The 18,465-nt window shown below is 62.5% G+C and carries 21 protein-coding genes; 10 read left to right on the forward strand and 11 right to left on the reverse strand.

The window, feature by feature from the left end; translation table 11 throughout:
- Positions 1 to 40: 40 nt before the first annotated feature.
- The 3 genes from B9A23_RS02745 (at position 41) to B9A23_RS02755 (ending at position 2,399) form a co-directional block, all read left to right on the forward strand.
- Entirely contained in the window at positions 41 to 1,456 is a 1,416-nt protein-coding gene (locus tag B9A23_RS02745) for an efflux transporter outer membrane subunit (RefSeq protein WP_084277296.1), read from the forward strand.
- Between the two features lie 84 nt (positions 1,457 to 1,540).
- Positions 1,541 to 1,732 (forward strand): hypothetical protein, encoded by a 192-nt coding sequence (locus B9A23_RS02750; RefSeq protein ID WP_084277297.1) that lies wholly within the window; start codon positions 1,541 to 1,543, stop codon positions 1,730 to 1,732.
- On the forward strand, positions 1,680 to 2,399 hold the full coding sequence (locus B9A23_RS02755) for a TetR/AcrR family transcriptional regulator (protein WP_084277298.1): 720 nt from the start codon (positions 1,680 to 1,682) through the stop codon (positions 2,397 to 2,399). Before B9A23_RS02750 ends, B9A23_RS02755 begins: the two co-directional genes overlap by 53 nt.
- Here B9A23_RS02755 and B9A23_RS02760 read toward each other — a convergent pair.
- Positions 2,368 to 3,645 (reverse strand): cytochrome b/b6 domain-containing protein, encoded by a 1,278-nt coding sequence (locus tag B9A23_RS02760; protein WP_084277299.1) that lies wholly within the window; start codon positions 3,643 to 3,645, stop codon positions 2,368 to 2,370. The two genes, B9A23_RS02755 and B9A23_RS02760, sit on opposite strands and share 32 nt — an antisense overlap.
- Before the next feature lie 121 nt (positions 3,646 to 3,766).
- Between B9A23_RS02760 and B9A23_RS02765 the strand changes: the two genes are divergently transcribed.
- Positions 3,767 to 4,600 (forward strand): TIGR00266 family protein, encoded by an 834-nt coding sequence (locus B9A23_RS02765; protein ID WP_084277300.1) that lies wholly within the window; start codon positions 3,767 to 3,769, stop codon positions 4,598 to 4,600.
- Between the two features lie 51 nt (positions 4,601 to 4,651).
- Here B9A23_RS02765 and B9A23_RS02770 read toward each other — a convergent pair whose 3' ends face one another.
- The 8 genes from B9A23_RS02770 to B9A23_RS02805 form a co-directional block, all read right to left on the reverse strand.
- Positions 4,652 to 4,786 (reverse strand): YezD family protein, encoded by a 135-nt coding sequence (locus B9A23_RS02770; RefSeq protein WP_254894961.1) that lies wholly within the window; start codon positions 4,784 to 4,786, stop codon positions 4,652 to 4,654.
- 342 nt (positions 4,787 to 5,128) lie between these two features.
- Positions 5,129 to 5,347 (reverse strand): hypothetical protein, encoded by a 219-nt coding sequence (locus B9A23_RS02775; protein ID WP_084277302.1) that lies wholly within the window; start codon positions 5,345 to 5,347, stop codon positions 5,129 to 5,131.
- A gap of 384 nt (positions 5,348 to 5,731) precedes the next feature.
- Positions 5,732 to 6,253 (reverse strand): c-type cytochrome, encoded by a 522-nt coding sequence (locus B9A23_RS02780; protein WP_254894933.1) that lies wholly within the window; start codon positions 6,251 to 6,253, stop codon positions 5,732 to 5,734.
- A 7-nt stretch (positions 6,254 to 6,260) separates the two neighbouring features.
- Positions 6,261 to 6,818: a methylamine dehydrogenase light chain gene (locus B9A23_RS02785; protein ID WP_176217849.1), complete on the reverse strand. Its 558-nt coding sequence runs from the start codon at positions 6,816 to 6,818 to the stop codon at positions 6,261 to 6,263.
- Between the two features lie 33 nt (positions 6,819 to 6,851).
- Positions 6,852 to 7,451, reverse strand: a complete 600-nt coding sequence (locus B9A23_RS02790; protein WP_254894934.1) for a thioredoxin domain-containing protein — start codon at positions 7,449 to 7,451, stop codon at positions 6,852 to 6,854.
- Positions 7,452 to 7,453: 2 nt separating this feature from the next.
- Positions 7,454 to 7,999, reverse strand: a complete 546-nt coding sequence (locus B9A23_RS02795) for a MauE/DoxX family redox-associated membrane protein (protein ID WP_254894935.1) — start codon at positions 7,997 to 7,999, stop codon at positions 7,454 to 7,456.
- The gene (locus tag B9A23_RS02800) at positions 7,996 to 9,159 is read right to left on the reverse strand and encodes an amine dehydrogenase large subunit (RefSeq protein WP_254894936.1); all 1,164 of its coding nucleotides are present in this window, start codon (positions 9,157 to 9,159) and stop codon (positions 7,996 to 7,998) included. Before B9A23_RS02800 ends, B9A23_RS02795 begins: the two co-directional genes overlap by 4 nt.
- Positions 9,160 to 9,260: 101 nt before the next feature.
- On the reverse strand, positions 9,261 to 9,941 hold the full coding sequence (locus B9A23_RS02805; RefSeq protein WP_084277305.1) for a TetR/AcrR family transcriptional regulator: 681 nt from the start codon (positions 9,939 to 9,941) through the stop codon (positions 9,261 to 9,263).
- 184 nt (positions 9,942 to 10,125) lie between these two features.
- Here B9A23_RS02805 and B9A23_RS02810 point away from each other — a divergent pair, with 184 nt between their 5' ends.
- The 4 genes from B9A23_RS02810 to B9A23_RS02825 are packed head-to-tail and all read left to right on the forward strand — an operon-like array spanning position 10,126 to position 14,346.
- Positions 10,126 to 10,629 (forward strand): (2Fe-2S)-binding protein, encoded by a 504-nt coding sequence (locus B9A23_RS02810; protein ID WP_084277306.1) that lies wholly within the window; start codon positions 10,126 to 10,128, stop codon positions 10,627 to 10,629.
- Complete coding sequence (locus tag B9A23_RS02815; RefSeq protein WP_084277307.1) at positions 10,626 to 12,788, forward strand: xanthine dehydrogenase family protein molybdopterin-binding subunit; 2,163 nt, start codon at positions 10,626 to 10,628, stop codon at positions 12,786 to 12,788. Before B9A23_RS02810 ends, B9A23_RS02815 begins: the two co-directional genes overlap by 4 nt.
- 14 nt (positions 12,789 to 12,802) lie before the next feature.
- Positions 12,803 to 13,780: an XdhC family protein gene (locus B9A23_RS02820; protein WP_084277308.1), complete on the forward strand. Its 978-nt coding sequence runs from the start codon at positions 12,803 to 12,805 to the stop codon at positions 13,778 to 13,780.
- Entirely contained in the window at positions 13,777 to 14,346 is a 570-nt protein-coding gene (locus B9A23_RS02825; RefSeq protein WP_084277309.1) for a nucleotidyltransferase family protein, read from the forward strand. The genes B9A23_RS02820 and B9A23_RS02825 overlap by 4 nt, the downstream gene beginning before the upstream one ends.
- On the opposite strand, the gene B9A23_RS02830 is transcribed toward B9A23_RS02825, so the two are convergent.
- Positions 14,334 to 16,484 (reverse strand): penicillin acylase family protein, encoded by a 2,151-nt coding sequence (locus B9A23_RS02830; protein WP_084277310.1) that lies wholly within the window; start codon positions 16,482 to 16,484, stop codon positions 14,334 to 14,336. The two genes, B9A23_RS02825 and B9A23_RS02830, sit on opposite strands and share 13 nt — an antisense overlap.
- A gap of 263 nt (positions 16,485 to 16,747) precedes the next feature.
- Positions 16,748 to 17,533 carry a sulfotransferase family protein gene (locus B9A23_RS02835; protein ID WP_084277311.1) on the reverse strand — a complete coding sequence of 262 codons (786 nt, stop codon included), beginning with the start codon at positions 17,531 to 17,533 and terminating at the stop codon, positions 16,748 to 16,750.
- A 322-nt stretch (positions 17,534 to 17,855) separates the two neighbouring features.
- On the opposite strand from B9A23_RS02835, the gene B9A23_RS02840 reads away from it, so the two are divergent.
- Positions 17,856 to 18,044: a DUF3008 family protein gene (locus tag B9A23_RS02840; protein ID WP_084277312.1), complete on the forward strand. Its 189-nt coding sequence runs from the start codon at positions 17,856 to 17,858 to the stop codon at positions 18,042 to 18,044.
- A 2-nt stretch (positions 18,045 to 18,046) separates the two neighbouring features.
- Positions 18,047 to 18,457 (forward strand): low affinity iron permease family protein, encoded by a 411-nt coding sequence (locus B9A23_RS02845; RefSeq protein WP_084277313.1) that lies wholly within the window; start codon positions 18,047 to 18,049, stop codon positions 18,455 to 18,457.
- Positions 18,458 to 18,465: the final 8 nt, after the last annotated feature.

An 18,465-nucleotide genomic window follows, 5' to 3' on the forward strand; every position in this document is an offset into this window, starting at 1 on the left:
GTTTGCGCAAACTCCCTTTCGCCGCCTGGGAAGCACAGGAATGCTGGCCGCGTTGCTTGCCGGGTGTGCGACTGTCGGTCCAGACTACACGGGCGCCCCTGAGGCTGCTCCACAGGCAGCATCGCGCGGTGCTTTCGTGCGCGGAGCCGATGGCGTGGTTGCCACAGCCCCCGCAGCACGCTGGTGGGAGAGCCTGGGCGATCCGGTGCTCAACCAGCTTGTCGACAGCGCCATGTCGGACAGCCCCGGCATCGCGGCGGCGAATGCACGGATTGCACAGTCCCGTGCCGCGCTGGCGGCCAATCGCACGGCTACGCTGCCGACGCTGAACACCTCGTTTGCAGCGCCTTACATCAATGTGCCGGGCAACATCGCCGGCAACGGCAGTGGCCGTGACGAGATCAACGCCTACAATCTCGGCTTCGACGCTTCGTGGGAGATTGACCTGTTTGGCGGCACGCGCCGCAAGGTCGAGGCCGCATCCGCCCGGGCGGAAGCTGCCGAGGCAGGCGCTGCCGATGCACGAGTGACGTTGTCGGCCGAAATCGCACGGGCCTATGTGGGCCTGCGGGCGCGCCAGGCGATGATGGGCCTGCAGGAACGGCAGGTCGGCATCGACCGGGAACTGGTGTCCCTTGCCAAGCAGCGCTTTGCCGCCGGGACGATCCCGCAGCAGCCGGTCAACGCAGCCGAGGCACAAGCCTTTGCCAGTGAATCCGACGTTGCCAAGTCCCGTGCCGAGATCGCCGTGCTGATGGACCAGATCGCCGTGCTGACGGGCAAGGAGCCGGGCGCGCTTGATGCGCTGCTGGGGTCGCCTGCGCCGGTGCCCCTGCCGCCTGCCGAGGTGGCAATTGGAGATCCTGCAATGCTGCTGCGCAGTCGTCCCGACATCCGCATGGCCGAACGGCAACTCGCCGCCGCCAACGCCGATGTCGGCGTGAAGATTGCCGACAAGTTCCCCAAGATCTCGTTCCTGGGGCTGCTGGGACTTGGCGGGCAGAACATCGGCGATGTCTTCAATCCCGCGAATATCGTCGGGATCGCGCTGCCGCAGATCAAGTGGAACCTGTTCGATGGAGGGCGCGCCGACCGTCAGGTAGACGCGGCCAAGGGGGCCTTTGCCGAGGCCGAGGCAAATTATCGACGCACGGTCCTTTCTGCGTTGCAGGACGCCGAAGGATCGCTAGCCCGATTCGGCGCGCAACGCGTAGCCTTCGGCAAGGCGCTTGATGCCGAAGGTCGGGCCCGCCGCAATGTCGACCTGCAGCAACAGCGCCTGCAGGCAGGCACGATCGGCAAGCCGGATCGGCTCGATTCGGAACGGCAGGCCCTGCAACTGGCGATGGCTTCCGCGGCCGCTCGGGCCGAACTCACCAGCAATTTTATCGCGGTGGAGAAGGCACTTGGCCTTGGCTGGACGGTCGAAGGGACCGGGTCAGGCGGGACTAAATGAAACGAAATTGCCCATTTTATAGGACATTGACTCCAGCAATGGCTGAGGCATTCTACCCACAACAAGCGCCGAAAAGGCGAGAAAGTGGGAAAGATGCGCTGGATTACCGATGCGGGCCTCCGCTTCTGGCAGGCCTATCGCGAAGGACTGGAGATGTCCTGCCCGGTTCACAACCGGATTGCCGAAGCCATGGCCGAACGGCTTTGCGAGCGGGATACCCCGCATGACACCGCCGCCCTCGCCGCAATGGCCGAGCAGCAGCTCACCGTCCACTGATCTTTCGGGCAAGACCGCAGCAAAGCCCGGTCGCCCGTCGCTGGAGGAAGCCCAGCGCCTGCCCGCGCGAATTCTCGAAGCGGGCTGGGAAGTCCTGCGAGACTACGGCTTCGAAGCCTTTACCTTCGATCGCGTCGCCCGCCATGCCCACATCGGCAAAGCGACAATCTACTCGCGCTTTGCCGGCAAGCGCGAATTCCTCGATGCGCTGCTTGCACACAAGACAGTAGAGCGCCGTCTTCAAATCCAGAAACTTGGTGCGGGGCTTCCCCTCATCGAGTCGTTCTGCATCCGCGCTGCCGCGGTGATCCATGTCATCAATTCTGCCGAGGGGCGCATGATGGAGCGACTGGTCGACTGGTGCGACCAGGAATTCGGCAGCGACGAGGTCAATTACCGGCAGGCCATGTACGCCGATGCGCTGAGCAACATTACCGACGAACTTCGAGAAGCCGCGAAGGCGGAAAGCATTGCACTTGCCGATGCGGAACTCGCCGCCCGTTTCTGGCTCGAGGGATTGCTAGGCCATGCGCGCCTTGAAGGGTCGGCAACGACGATCGACAAGGCAGCCAACAAACGGTGGGCGCGGGCCTATTCCGAATTCTTCTTCGCCGGTCTGCGCCAGGCCGGTTCGATCACGGCGTCTTCCGTAACGCCTTCAGCGTAAAGTCGACGCCGACTGCATCTTTCAGCTGATCGGTTGCCGAATATTCGGATTCGCCTACGCCAAAGGACAAGCGCTGCAGCATGGCGCTACCCGTGGCGGCGGCACGATCACCATCGATCTTCAGCGTGAAACGCAGGCTGACCGGCTTGCGCTGGCCATGCAGCGACAGCGTGCCGCTGGCGACATAGCGGCCTTCTCCCGCTGCCCGAATGCTGTTGGACACGAACTGCGCCGTCGGGTGCGCACCTACACCGAAAAAGCTTTCGCTGCGCAGCATGTCATCCCTTTGGCTGTCGCCACTTTCGACCGACGCAAGATCGATCGTAGCGCGGATCGATGATCCGGGCAGGTCTTCGGGATCGAACACGATTGTCGCATCCCAGCGCGAGAAGCTGCCCTTGATCGCCTCTCCGCTGTATTCGGCCGTAAACCCAAGGCGGCCGCCTTTCTCAAGCTTCCAGGGTGCCGCCTTGGTGTCAGGGCTCTCCGCAGCTTCCGAAGCGGCCACAGCCTGCGAGGGAGTGCCCAGCGGATTTGCCGAAGGTTCGACGACAGCCTCTTCAGATGCACTATCGCTCGGCTTTGAGGTGACATCTGATGGAACAGCCTTGCCGGTCGGAAACGACAGGAACAGACCGCACAGCAAGGCCCCTGCCCCCAGTGCAATGGCAGCGAACCCGGTCATGCCGATCGCTCCATGCGAGCGCACGGCAGCGGGCAACATCCGCCCGATCACGTCCTCACGCCTGAAGTGGTGATACAGTGCGCCTGCCACGTGCAGCACGATCAGAGCCAGCCCCACTGTCCCAAGTGCGCCGTGCAAAACTTCGGCGGGTTCGTGGAAGGCCTGGCCGACTGGAAGATCGGGCCATGGGATCGTGCCGAACAGCATGGTCTGCAACCGGACCTTCGCCGTCGAAACGATGATCCATCCGGTCAGGGGACCGACGATCATCACCGCGTAGAGCAGCACATGCACAGCCGAGGCCACCAGCATCTGCGTCTTGCCGCCCGGCACCGGAGCTGGCCGCGCCTTGAACAGACGCACCACAATCCGCGCCACGCTCAGCAGCAGGATCGTGATGCCGACGGACTTGTGGAACTGGTAGCCAGCAAACTGCGCTGCGCCCTTCGGCAAGTCTTCCAGGGCCCAGCCCAGTCCAATCTGAAACAGCAGCAGGAGCGCAATGGCCCAGTGCAGCGCGATGGCAATGGCAGAGTAGCGTTCCGGTCGCAGCGTCGTCATGCGTCAATATCCCCCTCGATCCGACGAGCGTTATAACAGCGCCGACGAAGACATGATATGCCCTCTCCCATCGGCGCTGGCGATTGCTACATCTGCGCCATTGCATTCACGGGAGACCTTCATGTCAAACAGCCCATGGGCCCACCACCGCAGCGCAAGCATTGCCGACGACATCGACTTCGAGATCAAGGGGCAGGAACTGCAATTTCTCGAGATCGAGCTCGACCCTGGCGAAAGTGCCGTGGCCGAAGCCGGTGCGCTGGTGTGGAAAGACGGCTCTGTTGGCATGACGACGGTCTTTGGTGATGGCAGCGCCGATCAGCAGGGTGGCTTCATGGGCAAGCTGCTGGGGGCTGGCAAGCGGCTGGTGACGGGCGAAAGCCTGTTTACAACCGTGTTCACCCACAACGGCTACGGCAAGGCTCGTGTGGCTTTCGCCTCCCCGACCCCCGGCGCGATCCTGCCCATCAAGCTATCTGACGTTGGCGGCACCCTGATCTGCCAGAAAGACAGCTTTCTGGCCGCCGCGCGGGGTGTCTCCATCGGCATTGCCTTTCAGCGCCGGGTGATGACCGGCCTGTTCGGCGGCGAAGGCTTCATCATGCAGAAACTCGATGGCGATGGCTGGGTCTTCGTCCAGATGGGCGGCACCCTGGTGGAGAAGGAACTGCGCGCGGGCGAGGAACTGCACGTCGATACCGGCTGTCTGGCCGCCTACACCCCGGGCGTGGATTTCGACCTCGTTACAGCAGGCGGCGTGAAATCGGTTCTGTTCGGAGGCGAAGGCCTGTTCTTTGCGCGGTTGCGCGGCCCCGGCAAGGTCTGGATTCAATCCCTGCCATTCTCGCGACTTGCCGGACGGATGCTGGCAGCGGCCGGGTCTCGTAGTGGCCAAAACCGTGGCGAAGGTTCGGTCCTTGGCGCACTTGGCGACTTCATCGACGGCAATAACTGACGCCGGAGGAAAGCCGGTGGCGTGCACCACCGGCTTTCGCATCGGCCATGTTCAGCCCGGCTTGAGCCGCCGCTTCTCGGTAACGTCAATCTGCACTACGCGCCCTTCGTGAACTGTCAGTTGCACCGCGCCATACCGCAGCCCCGTCAAGGCGTCCCGGACCGCTGCAAGGCTCTCATCGATCAGGGCCGACGCTGGATCGCCGGCCGCGCCTTCAGGCAAACTGTCTTTCGTCACCGAATCGCTCCATTTGCCGCGCACGATTGGTGGTTGCGCGACCTTGCGTTGTGCGCGGCTGAAGACTCGCCCGCGTGACGCTTATATATTCAACCAATTCGGTAGAGATGGAACGTTGTCTGCGTGAGTGCAAAGCTCAGCTTCGCCGGCCCACCGACGCGCGAATTCCCGCACAATTAGCTGCTGCGTGAGATCAGACTGGTTTCGATGATGCGGGCTGCCCACTTCGGCAGCGTTCGTGCCTGCTGGCGCGCGTCCCCAGCAACCGCGCCTAGCCAGCAAAAGACATCGTCAGGACGACGCTACCAGGCGCAGATGGGGGGGCCATTTGCGGTGCGCCTTTATGCCTTGCCCGTGCGAGGTGTTATCCTCACCCTCGATGCACGCCTTCAGGCAGTCGACTGCCATGGCAAGATGAAGCGCTGCCATTGCTTCGCCGTGGTAATCAAGATCATCCAGCACGCCAGACAAGGCGGTGTAGAGTTCATCAAGTGGTCGGGCTGCTTGCATGGCAAATTCTTTTCCCGCTCTGCACGCCGGTGGACCTCGTATCCGGCGGCGGGCACGGATCCGTCCTATGCCCAACACGGGTCCTAACGCCAATTTCCGCCAGTGAAAGTGGCAGATTGCACCGCTTGTGAGCAAATGTGGGGGAACCGGGCGTGCTATCTGGCCAAGGAACCCGGGATATTACTTACCTGTCTGACAGTTAGCGAAAGTCGAGGAACAGTGTGAAATAGATCACATTACGACGAATTTCGCCGCATTGGTGGCGATCCCCACTCGGCCTGTCTCTAACGGCTGAAATCCGCCGTGACCGCGACAGGCTGATCCTTTTAAGCGGATTAATCTTCCGAAGCGGAACATAACACTCGGCAAATTGCGGCGCGCATTTCACTTTGACTGGTAGAAGTTCCGCAAGCTGCTCGGTGCACCGCACTTGCTGATGGCCGTATCGACATGTCGCTGCCGCTCCCTGACAAGCGAGGCCGAAGTGAGCGCGAACCGCCGCTCGCTAGCCACTTCGTCAGCGGTAAAGGGTCTTGTCCCGGGCAGCACACTGTCGCCGCCGAGGCCGAAGACCATGAAGTTCAGCATATCGGCCAATTGCTGGTTATCGGCGATGCGGCTCTTGGCAATGTTCGGCAGGCGCAGCAGGTAGCTTCGCGTTTCGGCTGTGCACATCATGTAGCCAACCCGGCCGCGCAATTCCGGCAGGCGGGCCGGAGCGGACAGTCCCTGCACACCGTGGCAACCTGCACAGTGTTCGACGTAATCGCCTCTCGCAAGCTCAGGATCGGTGATCGCACCGAGGCCTTGCGCAACCGTGGCAGCGCGCGGATCGGAGCTGGCCTGCAGGTGCGGTGCGGCCAGGAGCAGCCCTAGGACGGCCGATGCCGGACCCCAGATCCTCATCGTTGCCTCAGGCCGCGCCGATCATCATGGCGGTAGAGCAGTGATATTCCATGCTGCTCGTGCCGAAGCACCAGATCACGTTGTTGTTTAGCTGCGGCAGGTAAAGCTGCGTCTCGCGATCGATGTTGTCGCAACCGCATTGGCCGCAGGCGGGTTTGCCGCAGCAATCTCGGTAGGCGATCATGTAGGCCTTGCCGTCGTCGGGGTTGATGCACGAACCCACCCACGACACCGGCGATGGTTCTGCCCCGGCCGGACAGGTGTGGATGCCGCCGCCGCAGCAGGTGCATAGCGCGCCATCAATCGCGCAATACCGCCAGTAATCGCACTTGGTATCGTCCTTCGTCTGGGCCGAGCGTGCGAAAGCCGTCTTGGCTTCGGGCGACCGATCCGGCTTGGCCGCTTCGGCACGGCTCACGGGCAAAAGCGGAAAGACCGGCGCGGCGACCAGTGCGGCGCCAAGGCGCGACAGAATGCCGCGGCGCGAGGTTGCTCCGGCAAAGCGCCGCAACAGCTTTTCGCCCTGCGCATCGGGGTTGCCGAGCATGTCCCTGACGATCTTCATAAACGTGCCCCCTTGACCTGAATCACTGCGAAATCACGCGGCTTCGACCCTCAGCCTGGAAATGTAGTCCTGCACGGTGGCAACGCCCATTTCATGCGCGACGATCAGGCTTTCGAGATGTTCGCGGCTGTTGACGAGGCCCTTCGACAGGATGGCGCCATCGGCATCGAGCAGGACTGCATAAGGCAGCTTCGCCACCTCGAACGCCTGTCCGACTTGTGGCCCGTTGACGAAGCGATAGCTTGCCAGCCCTTGTGCTTCGACCAGTCCGCGCTGGACCGAGGCGTCATCGTCTCCAACGAATGTCAGTTCCACCCGCTCGTCTCTGACGAACGACCTGGCTGCTGGAATGATGGCCTTGCACAAGGGGCAAGTGGCCGAGACGAACAGGAGGAGGCGCAAGGGAACGCCGCTTGCCGGTCCTCCGACGACAATATCCTGACCATCGAGCGTGGTGGCAGAGACAGCCGGAGCCTTGCCCCCGACAGCAGGCCCGCCAGAGGTTTGAAGAGCGCCCGCAGGAGCCACGCGCATGTGGAGCACGCCCACTTGCCGGGCCAGAGCCAGCAGCGCGACAACGAGGGCCAGAATGACGATCCAGGCAAGCACCTGCCCGACGATCAGTGCGGTCATCATCACGTTTTCCTTTCAAGAACCCGTGCCTGCGCGGCGAGGCCGGCCAGAGCATTGCAGACAAGAACAAGCATGTACGTCGCAGTGCCGGCAGCCACGCCGATCACCCATTGCGCCGAGCCTGCATTCGGCAGCGCTCCAAGTCCTGCCAGAAGCGCGAGCGCGAGCGCGAGGTTGCGCAGGACCAGTGCGACGCTGAGCGGCTGGCGCAATTCGGGCCGACCGCAGCCACAGTCGATGTGGCCCCGGCCGCGATGAAGGTTGATGGCCATGGCAAGGGCAAACAGGCAAAGCAGTCCAATGGCGGCAACGATCGCCACGCGAAAGCCTGCAATCAGCCCGCCGGCGACAGCCAGTTCGGCTATTGGCAAGCCAGCAGCGACCGGACCGACGAGCGCGGCGGGGAGCAGCCGGTAATTTGCGATCACACCAGGTAGTTGCCGCCGGTTGCGCAGCTTCGAAAGGCCAGCGACGAGGAACAGCAGCGCATTGGCGACAGTGGCAGCAACTCCGATCACGCCGGCGAAGGACAGCGCCAGCCCGCTCACCTGGGTTCGACCACGGTGATCAGTCCCCCACCAGCATTCTTGATGGTGTGTTTCACCTCGCCGGTCCTCGAGTCTATGATCATTGCATCGTTGTTCATGCCGTTGACCATGATCATCGCCGCATCGTCCTGCGTGATTTCGATGTTGCCCGGCTCGTGCTCGACCGGGATGCGCTTGACGACATTGCGGGTCTTGAGATCGACGCCCCAGATCTCTTCGGCGCCCGCCTTGTGGGTCCAGTATTCACCCTTGTGCATCAGCACCCAAAGCGTGCCCGTGGGCCGGTGCAATGCCATCGGCTGCATACCGCCGGGGTACCAGGCAATATCGAGCGGCTTGTCGTCGGCCGCACGCATTCCGCCTGCTTCCTGTAGGGAAAACGGGGCGGATACGCCGGGCGTTCTGCCCATGGTCGCGACGCGCACCTGGCCAGTGTAGCTGAGCATGACCGCAAGCTTCTTCTGGCGGTCATAGACAACATTGGAAAAGATCGGATCAGCCGCGGCATCGAAGAACGGTTCGCTTCGCGTGATGTCCTGCGTCGCACCCTTGATCGCGACGGTCGCGAGCGTCCCATCGGCGCATAGAGCGGAAAAGCCGACGCCGGAATTGGGAATCAGGCTGGCGCAACCGGGCAGTTCGATCGCGCGCACAAACTTGCGCTTCGAAAGGTCGATGATGTTTACCGATGAGGCCGGGTCGAAATTATAATCGTAAGCGGTCTTGCCATCGTCGGTAAGGATGAAGTTCGTCTTGAAGCCGCCGATGATCAGCCGGCCGGGCGTGACGATTTCTGTCTGGAGCTTCAGCGTGACCGGATCATAGACCGTGATCATGTCCTGACGCGTACCGCGGTTGCCCTTGCTCCAGATCGTTTCGGCCACGTAATAGGCCTTGCCGGCCGGATCGATCGCCAGGTCGCTGTCGCGGCTCGTTGCCACCATCCCGACCATCTTGCCCGACTGGGAATCGAAGATGCTGGTACCGGCTGTTCCCCAGCCCCCCCTGACATAGAACCAGCCCGGTTGCGGCTGAGGCATCGTGTTGACCGAGGCCTCTTCGGCTTCGGGAACGACCGTCTCGGCATTCACCGTGACAACCGGCGCGACAACGAGCGTTATCCCGGTCAAGAGCTGCGCCAGCATACCTGCAAGCTTCATCGAGGCCCCCTGTTGCCATCAGACACACAGAGACTTGACGAGTGTCCAGATTCGGTCAAGCGCCTTTTTGCATCTGCGAAAAGGCCGGACGACGCGCGCCTTCAGCTAAGATCGGCAATGCCCGCGATCTGTGCTGGCGAGATGGTCTTTGCCATGTGCACCAGCGAATGTGCAGCTATGGCGGTGAACGCCGACATGCGCTTCGCCCATGGCTTTTCATAGCCCAGGAAAGGCGTGGCTCCCTCCATCGACGCGCTGATGAACAGCGCCACATCGCGAACATCCTGCGCGCTCAACCCCGGATTGAGCTCCTGCACATAGGTCGAGATGAAGTCGTGCACTCTCAGATAGAAAAGGCGGACGCGATCGGCGACAAAATCGTTATGGTTTGCCAGCGCCCACAATTCGGTGAACAGGCGGGTCGTGCGCTTGCCGGCGATATCGTCCAGACACATGACCACGATCAACCGCAGGCGCTCCTCGGCATCGAGGCCGGGTTGCCGCACGGTCCGTTCGAGCAACTTGTCGTAATTGTTGATGATATCGTCCAGCAAGGTCTGGATCAGCAGTTCCTTGCGCGGGAAATGGTAGCTGACATTGCCGACCTTCATCCCGCATTCGGACGCGATCCGCCGGATCGTGAAGGCCCCCGCCCCTTCGTCGATCAGGACGCGCAAAGCCGCCTTGATGATCGTGTCGACAGTCTCGGTTCCGCGCGCGTAGGTGCCGGGCCGCTTTGCCGATGGCAGGTCGGATTCAAGAATGTCGGGACGCGCTGCCATGGTCGGCGGCGCATAACATCTTAAACTTGCTCGCGCCAATGCCTATCGCAGGCTGTGCGCGCACCGCCCAGCGGCCGAACAAGGCGCTTGACCGCCCGCACCCAAGGCTTCAGGCTTTGCGGCGCTGCGGCAAACTCGTGATGCCGCCGGCAGAATCAACCAGCCAACCAGGGAACCCCATGCGATGAGCGTCAACCTCACCGTTAATGGCCGCAAGCGCGTGGTCGATGCCGAAGGCGACAAGCCGTTGCTTTGGGTATTGCGCGAAGACCTCGACATGCCGGGGACCAAGTTCGGTTGCGGCGCCGGACTTTGCGGCGCGTGCACCGTGCACCTTGATGGCGAGGCAGTCCGCTCGTGCCAGACCCCGATTGCAGATGCTGCGGGCAAGTCGGTGACGACGATCGAGGGCGTCGCTGCCAACGATATCGGCCGCCGCGTGGCCGAAGCCTGGAAAGCGCTTGACGTCCCCCAATGCGGATATTGCCAGGCAGGTCAGATCATGTCGGCAACGGCGCTGCTCCGCCAGAATCCCAAGCCGACTGCAGATGATATCGATGGCTGGATGAGCGGCAACATCTGTCGCTGTGCAACATACCTGCGGATCCGGGCGGCCATTCGTACCGCCGCCGGCCTTGCGCCGGAGACCGAGGTGACCAAGCCCGCGATCGTGGAGAAATCGGCATGAGCGCGTCCATAGCTATCAATCGACGGTCGTTCCTTGCAGCATCTGTTGCCGGCGGCACGGCGCTCGCCTTCGATGCATCGTTGGTGCTTGCTGCTGCTACGGCTGATGCTCCTGCCCAGGTCCTCAACGCCTTCGTGCGGATCAATGCCGAGAACACGGTGACCATTGGCGCGAAAAATCCGGAAATCGGACAGGGCGTCAAGGTCATGCTGCCGATGCTCATCGCCGAGGAGATGGACCTTGCCTGGGAGCAGGTAAGGATCGAGCAGACAGACGCCGACGAAAAGCGGTTCGGCGTGCAGACGGCGGGCGGCAGCACAGCCACGCCGCGCAACTGGCTGCCGATGCGCCAGGTCGGCGCAGCTGCGCGCCAGATGCTGATCGCCGCTGCGGCAAGCACATGGGGCGTTGCGGCTGAGAGCCTTTCGACCGCAAGGGGCGCCGTTGTTCACAAGCCTTCTGGCAGGAGCGCGACTTATGCTGCTCTGGCCAAGGCTGCGGCTGCCCTGCCCGCGCCGGACCTCGCCAGCGTGAAGCTGAAGGACGAGAAAACGTTTTCGATCGTCGGCACCAGCAAGCCGGGCGTCGACGTAGCAAAGATCGTCAAGGGAGAGCCGCTCTTCGGCATCGACACGCGGTTGCCGGGGCTGCTGCATGGAGCGATCATCAAATGTCCGGCGCACGGCGGCACGGTCATTTCCTTTGACGACAGCGCTGCGAAGGCAATTGCCGGTGTTGCCGCTGTGGTCGCGGTCAACAGCGGGTTTGTGCCCGAAGGCAAGAACGATACCATCGTGATCGTTGCCGACAGCTGGTGGAAAGCGAGCAAGGCACGCGAAAAGGTTTCGGTCAAATGGGACGACAGCGCGGTCTCGGGCTTTTCGACCGAGGGATACGAGGCGCAGGCAGCGAAGATCCTGGCAGGCGCACCCCAGACCAGCGCATTCACGGCCGGCGATGCAGACGCCGCGATGATGAAGGCGGCCAAAGTGGTTTCGGCCGAGTATGCCTATCCGTTTCTCGCCCACGCCTCGCTCGAGCCACAGAACTGCACGGCCCGGTTCGAGGCCGGAAAGCTCGAACTGTGGGCACCAAGCCAGGCTCCTGCCAATGGCCGGGCCGAAACAGCCAGATTTTGCGGCCTCACGCCCGATGACCTCACGATCCACCTGACCCGCATCGGGGGCGGGTTCGGCCGAAGGCTGCTGAACGATTACATGGTGATCGCGGGGCAAGTGGCGAAGGCCGTGCCGGGCAAACCCGTCAAGGTGCTGTTCGACAGGACCGACGATCTTCGCCACGACTTCTACCGCCCTGCAGGCTGGCACAAGCTGGCAGCCGGCATCGGGCCCGATGGTTCATTGCTGGCGCTCAAGAACCACTTCGCGACATTCGGGAGCGATGGCAAGCCGGCGCGCGCCGCGCAGATGAATCCGGCAGAATTCCCCGCACCGGTCGTGCCGAACGTCGATCTCGGCGTATCCTACATGGCAACCAACCTTGCTACCGGCTGGCTGCGCGCACCGTCATCAAACGCCATGGCATTCGTGTTCCAATCGTTTCTCGACGAAGTGGCGCTTGCGGCCGGGCTGGACTTGCCCGAACTCATGCGGCGAACGCTTGGCGATGCGCGCGAAATCCCGGGCGAGCGGGCCAAGTTTCACACGGGCAGGGCGCGCGGCGTGATTGACGCCGTCTGCGCGACCGCAGGTTGGAAGGGGCGCCAGAAGGGCCGCGGTTTCGGCTTCTACTTCAGCCATCTTGGCTATTTTGCCGAGATCGTTGACCTTTCGCAAAAGAACGGCGCAGTGACGGTGGACAAGGTCTGGGTTGCTGGTGACATCGGCGCGCACGTGATCAACCCGCTCAATGCCCTCAACCAGGCGCACGGCTGCGTCATCGAGGGACTTGGCCAGGCGATGATCGGGCAGAAGATGGTGCAGGATGCAGGTGCGATGACTGCCGAGAACTTCGGCGATTTTCCGCTGATGCGCATCGACGCGGTACCGCGCGGGATTGCCGTCGAATTCCTCGAAACACCGTTCCCGCCGACCGGCCTTGGCGAACCTGCCTTGCCGCCGGTCTTGCCTGCGCTGGCAAACGCGCTGTATTCGCTGACCGGCAAGCGACAGCGTAGCCTGCCGTTGACACTGACCTGAGAAAGCCTGTTTTGATGATTGCTGCCTGTCCGCGCGACATTCTGGACTTTGTCGTTGCCCGCGGACGCGAGGGAACCGCTTGCGTGCTTGTCACCCTCGTCGGGATCGAAGGCAATTCTTCGCGGTCGATCGGCACCCAGATGGCGGTCGCTGCCGACGGCAGGCGGATTGGCTCCTTTTCCGGGGGCTGCATCGAGGACGCCATCGTGGCCGAGGCGATCGAGGCCTTGCATGAAGGCTGGGGTCGCGTCGTGCGCTACGGTGTCGGCTCTCCTTATATCGACATCCGGCTTCCGTGCGGGGGAGGGATCGATCTGCTGTTCACGCCTGCGCCTGACGCAGACGCGATCAGTGCCGCAGCCAGTGCGCTCAGGGATCGCAATGCGATTGCCCTGCGCATCGACAGCGATCGCGTTGCGTTCTGCGGGGCCGCAGAGCCGGCAGACTGGGACGGCCACGCGATAACTGTCGCAATCCAACCGCAACTCAAGGTCAATGCGTTCGGACAGGGAGATGACCTTGCCGCATTTGCCCTGCTGGCATCGCAATTCGGAGCGGTGGTACACGCATTCACGCCGGATGTGGCAACGCAAGGCGATCTTGGCGCAGCGTCGATAGTCTCCACGCAACTAACCTCGCGCAGGGCGCTTGCACCGGTGGCGTCAGACCCTTGGACAGCAAATCTTTTCCTGTTCCACGGTCGCGACTGGGAAGAGCATCTTCTGCCGCAGGTGCTGCAGTTGCCGGGCTTCTACCATGGCGCCATTGGCAGCCGTCGGACCCACGAAGCCCGGATCGCCATGTTGCAAGAGGCTGGCACCAGCGAAGCCCAGATCAAGCGGCTGCGCGGGCACATCGGCCTGATCCCGGCAACGCGTGATCCGGCAACGCTCGCCCTTTCCATCCTTGGCGAGATCGTTGCCGACTACAACGCGCTCAGGCACTGGACCTACTGGACGGGTCAGCAGCTTGCCGCCCCTGCCGGGGCATGATGGCCATTCCCGCGCACAAGCTTGCCATCGTGCTGCTGGGCGCGGGTCAGGCCTCTCGCTTTGGCGGCCCGAAGCTTGCAGCTGACCTTGGTGGCCAGCCCGTTGCCCTGCATTGTGCGGCGCGGCTTGCGGGCCTGGCAGCGGCAGAACGGATCATCGTCTGCTCAAGCCAAACGCCTGACGTGCCTGGCTTCCGGCGGGTCTTGCTTTCGCCCGAAGGAGCACCGCTTTCGCGCTCCATCGCTACCGGGATTGCAGCGCTCGGCCCGGTCGATGGCGCGCTCATTGCACTGGCCGACATGCCACTTGTCACCACAGATCATTTCGCCGCGCTTCTGGCGGCGTTCGAAGGGCAGCGGGTGGCGAGTTCGGTCGATGGCCGCAGGATGGCTCCGGCGATATTCCCCGCAAGCGATTTTGGCCTGCTGCAGTCTCTGGAGGGCGATCAGGGCGCCGGAGCCCTGCTCAAGTGCGCGCAAGCGGTGACGCTGGCACCGGCTCTCGCCCTGGATATCGATACGCCTGACGATCTTGATCGGGCGCAGCACACGCTTCAGGGCTTGTAGGTCCGCTCGACATGCCCCGCGAGATCGGACTGGTAGAAATAGACCTCGCGAAGCTTGCCCGAAGCGTAGAGCTCGGCCTGGTCGTTGAAGTGGGGCGAACCCGAGCGTCCGCTGGCCCCACCGGACGAGACGGCCATGGCGCGGACTTTCGGCCCGAATTCCACTACTGCGACAAAGCTGTTGCCACTCGTCCCGTACCACCTTCGCGTGCCGGGGTACTGCTTGGCACCAAAGGACGCGAGCGAGCCCCAGCGAGCCGATGCAAACACCACCGGAAGGCTCGGCTTCGTATCATCGAACTGCTGGACGATGCTAGGGCTGGTGCGCTGATAGCGGTTCACTTCGCCCCAAGGCACTTGCCAGGAACCCCACTCGCGGGTGATCCGCTCGACCGCTCTGCCAAGGGCTGCGTGAAGATCCGCCTCGCTGCTGCCCCGCATCTCGGCAAAGATGTTGGCGTGGGAAGGCATCCGCGCCCTGACGGCGCTCTCCAGTTCATCACCCCAGTAATTGGCGAGCGTCATCGCGGTTGAATCGCCCGCCCAGCTGCGATCCCAGCGGCGCAGCAGCGCGACCGGACCGGCCAGGCGCGCGGGCACGCGGCCAGAACCCAGCCGGTCGATCAGATCGTCGAACAGGGGCAGATGCGGATCGTAAGCCAGGGCATGAAGCGATTCCAGCGTGAGCTTGCCGGTCTGGCCGAGCAGCGAAATCGCATGATCGCCGCGCGGATTGGCTCCAACCTGATCATATGTGGCAGCAAAGCGGCCCGGATCGAGCGTACCGTCGCCCGCCGCCTGCCACGGCGCATCATTGGAATTGTAGATCCAGCCGGCAGCAGGGGTCAAAACCTTGGGCGCTTCGGCAAATCCATAAAGCCCGTGCCAGTCTGCCAGTGGATTGCTGCCATCGACCGGATCGCGATAATCGAATTGCGCGCTGCGACGCGGAGCGAACTGCGGCATCAGCAAGGCGATGTTGCCGTCGCGATCGGCATAGAGCGTGTTGTTGGAAGAATTCGCATCGAAGGCCAGCGCCTTGAGATATTCACCCTGCGAGCGCGCCTTCGTGCGCAGCCATGACTGGCTGAGCGCAGCAATTGGACGGTTCATCAGCGAAAGGGCGATCCAGCGATCGCCAGCCACGCCTACGATCGGGCCGTGGTGCGTCGCAAAAGTGGTGAAGGTCCGCGCAGTCATGCCGCCATCGGCGTCGCGATAGCGAACGGTGATCTTTCGGTCGATCAGCGGATGCCATCGCTTGCCAGCAAGGTAGAACCGGCGCCCACCGCGCAGTTCGATCCGTTCGGCAAATTCGTCGACATTGTCGGCGCCGCTGGTCGTGTGCATCCACCCGAGATGTTCGTTGAACCCCTGGTAGATGAAGAACTGGCCCCATGTGGAAGCGCCATAGGCGTGTAGTCCCTGCCCGCTTTCCATCGCCAGTTCTGACCGGAAGAAGAGCGATGTGTGGGGGTTGATCAGCAGCATGGGATGGCCGCTGATCGACTTCTGGCCGCCGATGGCGATACCATTCGACCCGCGCGGCTCGCCATCGCGCAAGCGGTCCATGGCAAGAGGCGCGACAGCAGCGCCGTTGCCATAAAAGGCAGCAAGGCGCTTCAACGATGCCTTCTCGATATCTCCGCCAATAGATCCTTCCGTGAAGGACAACGCCATCCACGGTTCGAAATGCGTCAGGACGCGCGGACGCTCCTCGGGGTGGGTGGCGAGATAGTGATTGAGCCCGGCAGCCCATGCTTGCATCAAAGTGCGCAGCCAGGCGGGCGATCTTGCGTAATCCCGCTTGAGCGCGGCATCATCGATCCAGAGGCGCTGTCGCAGATCCTGCCAGACCGCATCTTCGCCTTCCGCCTCGGCCAGCCGACCCAGAGCCGTGAGCAGGTTCTGCTCGATGCGCGGAAAATCGTCTTCCGCTTGCGCATACATCGCGCCGAATACGGCGTCTGCATCCGTGGCGCCCTTTACATGAGCAATGCCCCAGTCATCACGAGAGATGGTCACCTGCCGCACGGATGAACCGGATGCGTTCATTGGCACCTTGGCACCAACGCTAGTGGCTGGTCCCGATAACGCCAGGATAGACAGCAAGGCGAGAGCGATTGATTCCTTCCTCATGGAGATCAGTGGAACCGTTCCTTTCGCGACTGGCAATGCTTAATCGCGCGAAATCCCCCCGGCGCGACCAATGCACTACGTAAAATGGCCCATGGCGCGACGTACGCGAGCGCCTAGGCTGGCTGGGCATTCTGGTGGGGCTGATCCTGCCCGGATTTGTACTTCCTGCGAAGACTCAGGTCGCCGAGGTTAACGCCCGGCGACCTTTTTTCATCGGTATCCGCACCTTTGCTATGGCCGGTGTGGCAAGCCCGCCATCGGCGCTAATCCGCGGTGATACCGTGTGCGGCAAAGAACTCGATAACGGGCGTCAGTTGGCCTGCGCAATCGCGCCATCTGCCAATATCGTTCTCGATCGTTGGCAAGGTACAGCCAGGGTGCCAATCCAGTCCGCAGTGCGCGAGCATCCGCCGGGTTTCGGTCTCGGGGTCAGCAGTGAGCCATTCATAAGTGACTTCGTGGATGCGGCCGGGAAAACGCTGGCGCCAGAAGCCCATCAGCCTCTGGAACAGCAGGACCAGTCGAGCGGCCTCCTGCGTGGATGTGCCCCAGCAATCGAACGGCGCGACAAGCCTTTGTCCGTAGAGATTCCAGGCGCTATCCATGGCCCCGCGCCTGACGCAAAGCACGCGGGCGTGCGGCAAGGCCTGAAGGATGAAGCCGACATAGAGAAAGTTGAGGGCGTGCTCTTCGACGACGTGCAAGCCATCGCCTTTGCCACCACGATAGGCCGCTTGGACATAGGCTCGCCCGATCCTGTCAGCCGACACCCCGACGATCCTGCGGATGGCATCTGCATCGATCATCGCCTTGCCGGTCACCTTGCATAGCACATCGGCGAAAGTGCCGTTTTCAGCAGGCAATGCTACCGCGGGATGGCGCGAGAGGATGGAAGCTACGACGCGCGTTCCGGTCTCCGGCAAACCGATGACAAAGATCGGACTGCAGCCGGTCTTGCCTTGGCCTTTCAGTGGCAATCGTGCGGTGAAAGCACTTCGGATCGTCGCAAAGATCTCCTCGTCAAGATCGGAGCGCGGGATCGAGGGCATAAGATGTCCGGCGCCGATCTTGAACGAGCTTTCGCAACGGGAAACTGGGGTATCGGCGCTGCCGCAGCCTTCCACAGCCCCTTCTGAGTAGGGAGCGCTTATGCTGTCCCGCCGCCGATCACCGGTGGCAATGTTATCCTGTGTTTGCAAAGCCTGCGCCCACGACTTGCGCGACAGCCCCCTGCTGCCGACAGCAAGTCTATACCGGAAGGCCCATTCCCCCGTACGCACAATGGCGCAGGGACCTCAAGGGATAGCTGGAGTGGAACCATGATGGTGACCTAGATGTTCTGCACTGAGGACGGGCGAAGGGAGTAGCGAGATGCCTGCCAAGTCTGCAGCCCAGCAAAAAGCCGCCGGTGCCGCATTGTCGGCAAAGCGCGGCGATACGCCGAAAAGCAAGCTGAAAGGCGCGTCGAAGGAGATGGAGGCTTCGATGACCGAAAAGGAGCTTGAGGAGTTCGCCTCCACAAAACGCAAGGGCAAGCCCGAACACGTCAAGAACGACTGACCATGGAAAAATACTTCACCACCGTTGCCAACAGCATCTCGGCCTGGGCGGGCAAGTCGATTAGCTTCGTCCTCGCTCTGGCAGTGATCATCGCATGGGCGGTCAGCGGTCCCGTCTTCGCCTGGAGCGATACGTGGCAGTTGGTCATCAACACCGGCACGACGATCGTCACCTTTCTGATGGTATTCCTCATCCAGAACAGTCAGAACCGCGATGCAGCGGCCATGCAGGCCAAGCTCGACGAGCTGATCCGCGCGGTCGAGAATGCGCGCGAGGGCTTTGTCGGGATCGAACATCTGACGGACGACGAAATCTGCCGTCTGCGCGCCGCGCTTGAGCGCGAAGTGGGTGCGCCAGATAATGAGTTCACCCGCGCTGACGAAACGGTGGAGCGGCTGCTCGATCGCACCTGACCGGAGGA

Origin of the sequence: Novosphingobium sp. B1, from assembly GCF_900176395.1 — a bacterium.
Lineage (GTDB): Bacteria > Pseudomonadota > Alphaproteobacteria > Sphingomonadales > Sphingomonadaceae > Novosphingobium.

Coding starts and splice junctions, on each gene's coding strand:
- B9A23_RS02745 (WP_084277296.1), top strand. CDS start 41: ATGCTGGCCGCGTTGCTTGCCGGGTGTGCGACTGTCGGTCCAGACTAC.
- B9A23_RS02755 (WP_084277298.1), top strand. CDS start 1,680: ATGACACCGCCGCCCTCGCCGCAATGGCCGAGCAGCAGCTCACCGTCC.
- B9A23_RS02760 (WP_084277299.1), bottom strand. CDS start 3,645: ATGACGACGCTGCGACCGGAACGCTACTCTGCCATTGCCATCGCGCTG.
- B9A23_RS02765 (WP_084277300.1), top strand. CDS start 3,767: ATGTCAAACAGCCCATGGGCCCACCACCGCAGCGCAAGCATTGCCGAC.
- B9A23_RS02775 (WP_084277302.1), bottom strand. CDS start 5,347: ATGCAAGCAGCCCGACCACTTGATGAACTCTACACCGCCTTGTCTGGC.
- B9A23_RS02780 (WP_254894933.1), bottom strand. CDS start 6,253: ATGAGGATCTGGGGTCCGGCATCGGCCGTCCTAGGGCTGCTCCTGGCC.
- B9A23_RS02785 (WP_176217849.1), bottom strand. CDS start 6,818: ATGAAGATCGTCAGGGACATGCTCGGCAACCCCGATGCGCAGGGCGAA.
- B9A23_RS02790 (WP_254894934.1), bottom strand. CDS start 7,451: ATGACCGCACTGATCGTCGGGCAGGTGCTTGCCTGGATCGTCATTCTG.
- B9A23_RS02800 (WP_254894936.1), bottom strand. CDS start 9,159: ATGAAGCTTGCAGGTATGCTGGCGCAGCTCTTGACCGGGATAACGCTC.
- B9A23_RS02805 (WP_084277305.1), bottom strand. CDS start 9,941: ATGGCAGCGCGTCCCGACATTCTTGAATCCGACCTGCCATCGGCAAAG.
- B9A23_RS02810 (WP_084277306.1), top strand. CDS start 10,126: ATGAGCGTCAACCTCACCGTTAATGGCCGCAAGCGCGTGGTCGATGCC.
- B9A23_RS02815 (WP_084277307.1), top strand. CDS start 10,626: ATGAGCGCGTCCATAGCTATCAATCGACGGTCGTTCCTTGCAGCATCT.
- B9A23_RS02820 (WP_084277308.1), top strand. CDS start 12,803: ATGATTGCTGCCTGTCCGCGCGACATTCTGGACTTTGTCGTTGCCCGC.
- B9A23_RS02825 (WP_084277309.1), top strand. CDS start 13,777: ATGATGGCCATTCCCGCGCACAAGCTTGCCATCGTGCTGCTGGGCGCG.
- B9A23_RS02830 (WP_084277310.1), bottom strand. CDS start 16,484: ATGAGGAAGGAATCAATCGCTCTCGCCTTGCTGTCTATCCTGGCGTTA.
- B9A23_RS02835 (WP_084277311.1), bottom strand. CDS start 17,533: ATGCCCTCGATCCCGCGCTCCGATCTTGACGAGGAGATCTTTGCGACG.
- B9A23_RS02840 (WP_084277312.1), top strand. CDS start 17,856: ATGCCTGCCAAGTCTGCAGCCCAGCAAAAAGCCGCCGGTGCCGCATTG.
- B9A23_RS02845 (WP_084277313.1), top strand. CDS start 18,047: ATGGAAAAATACTTCACCACCGTTGCCAACAGCATCTCGGCCTGGGCG.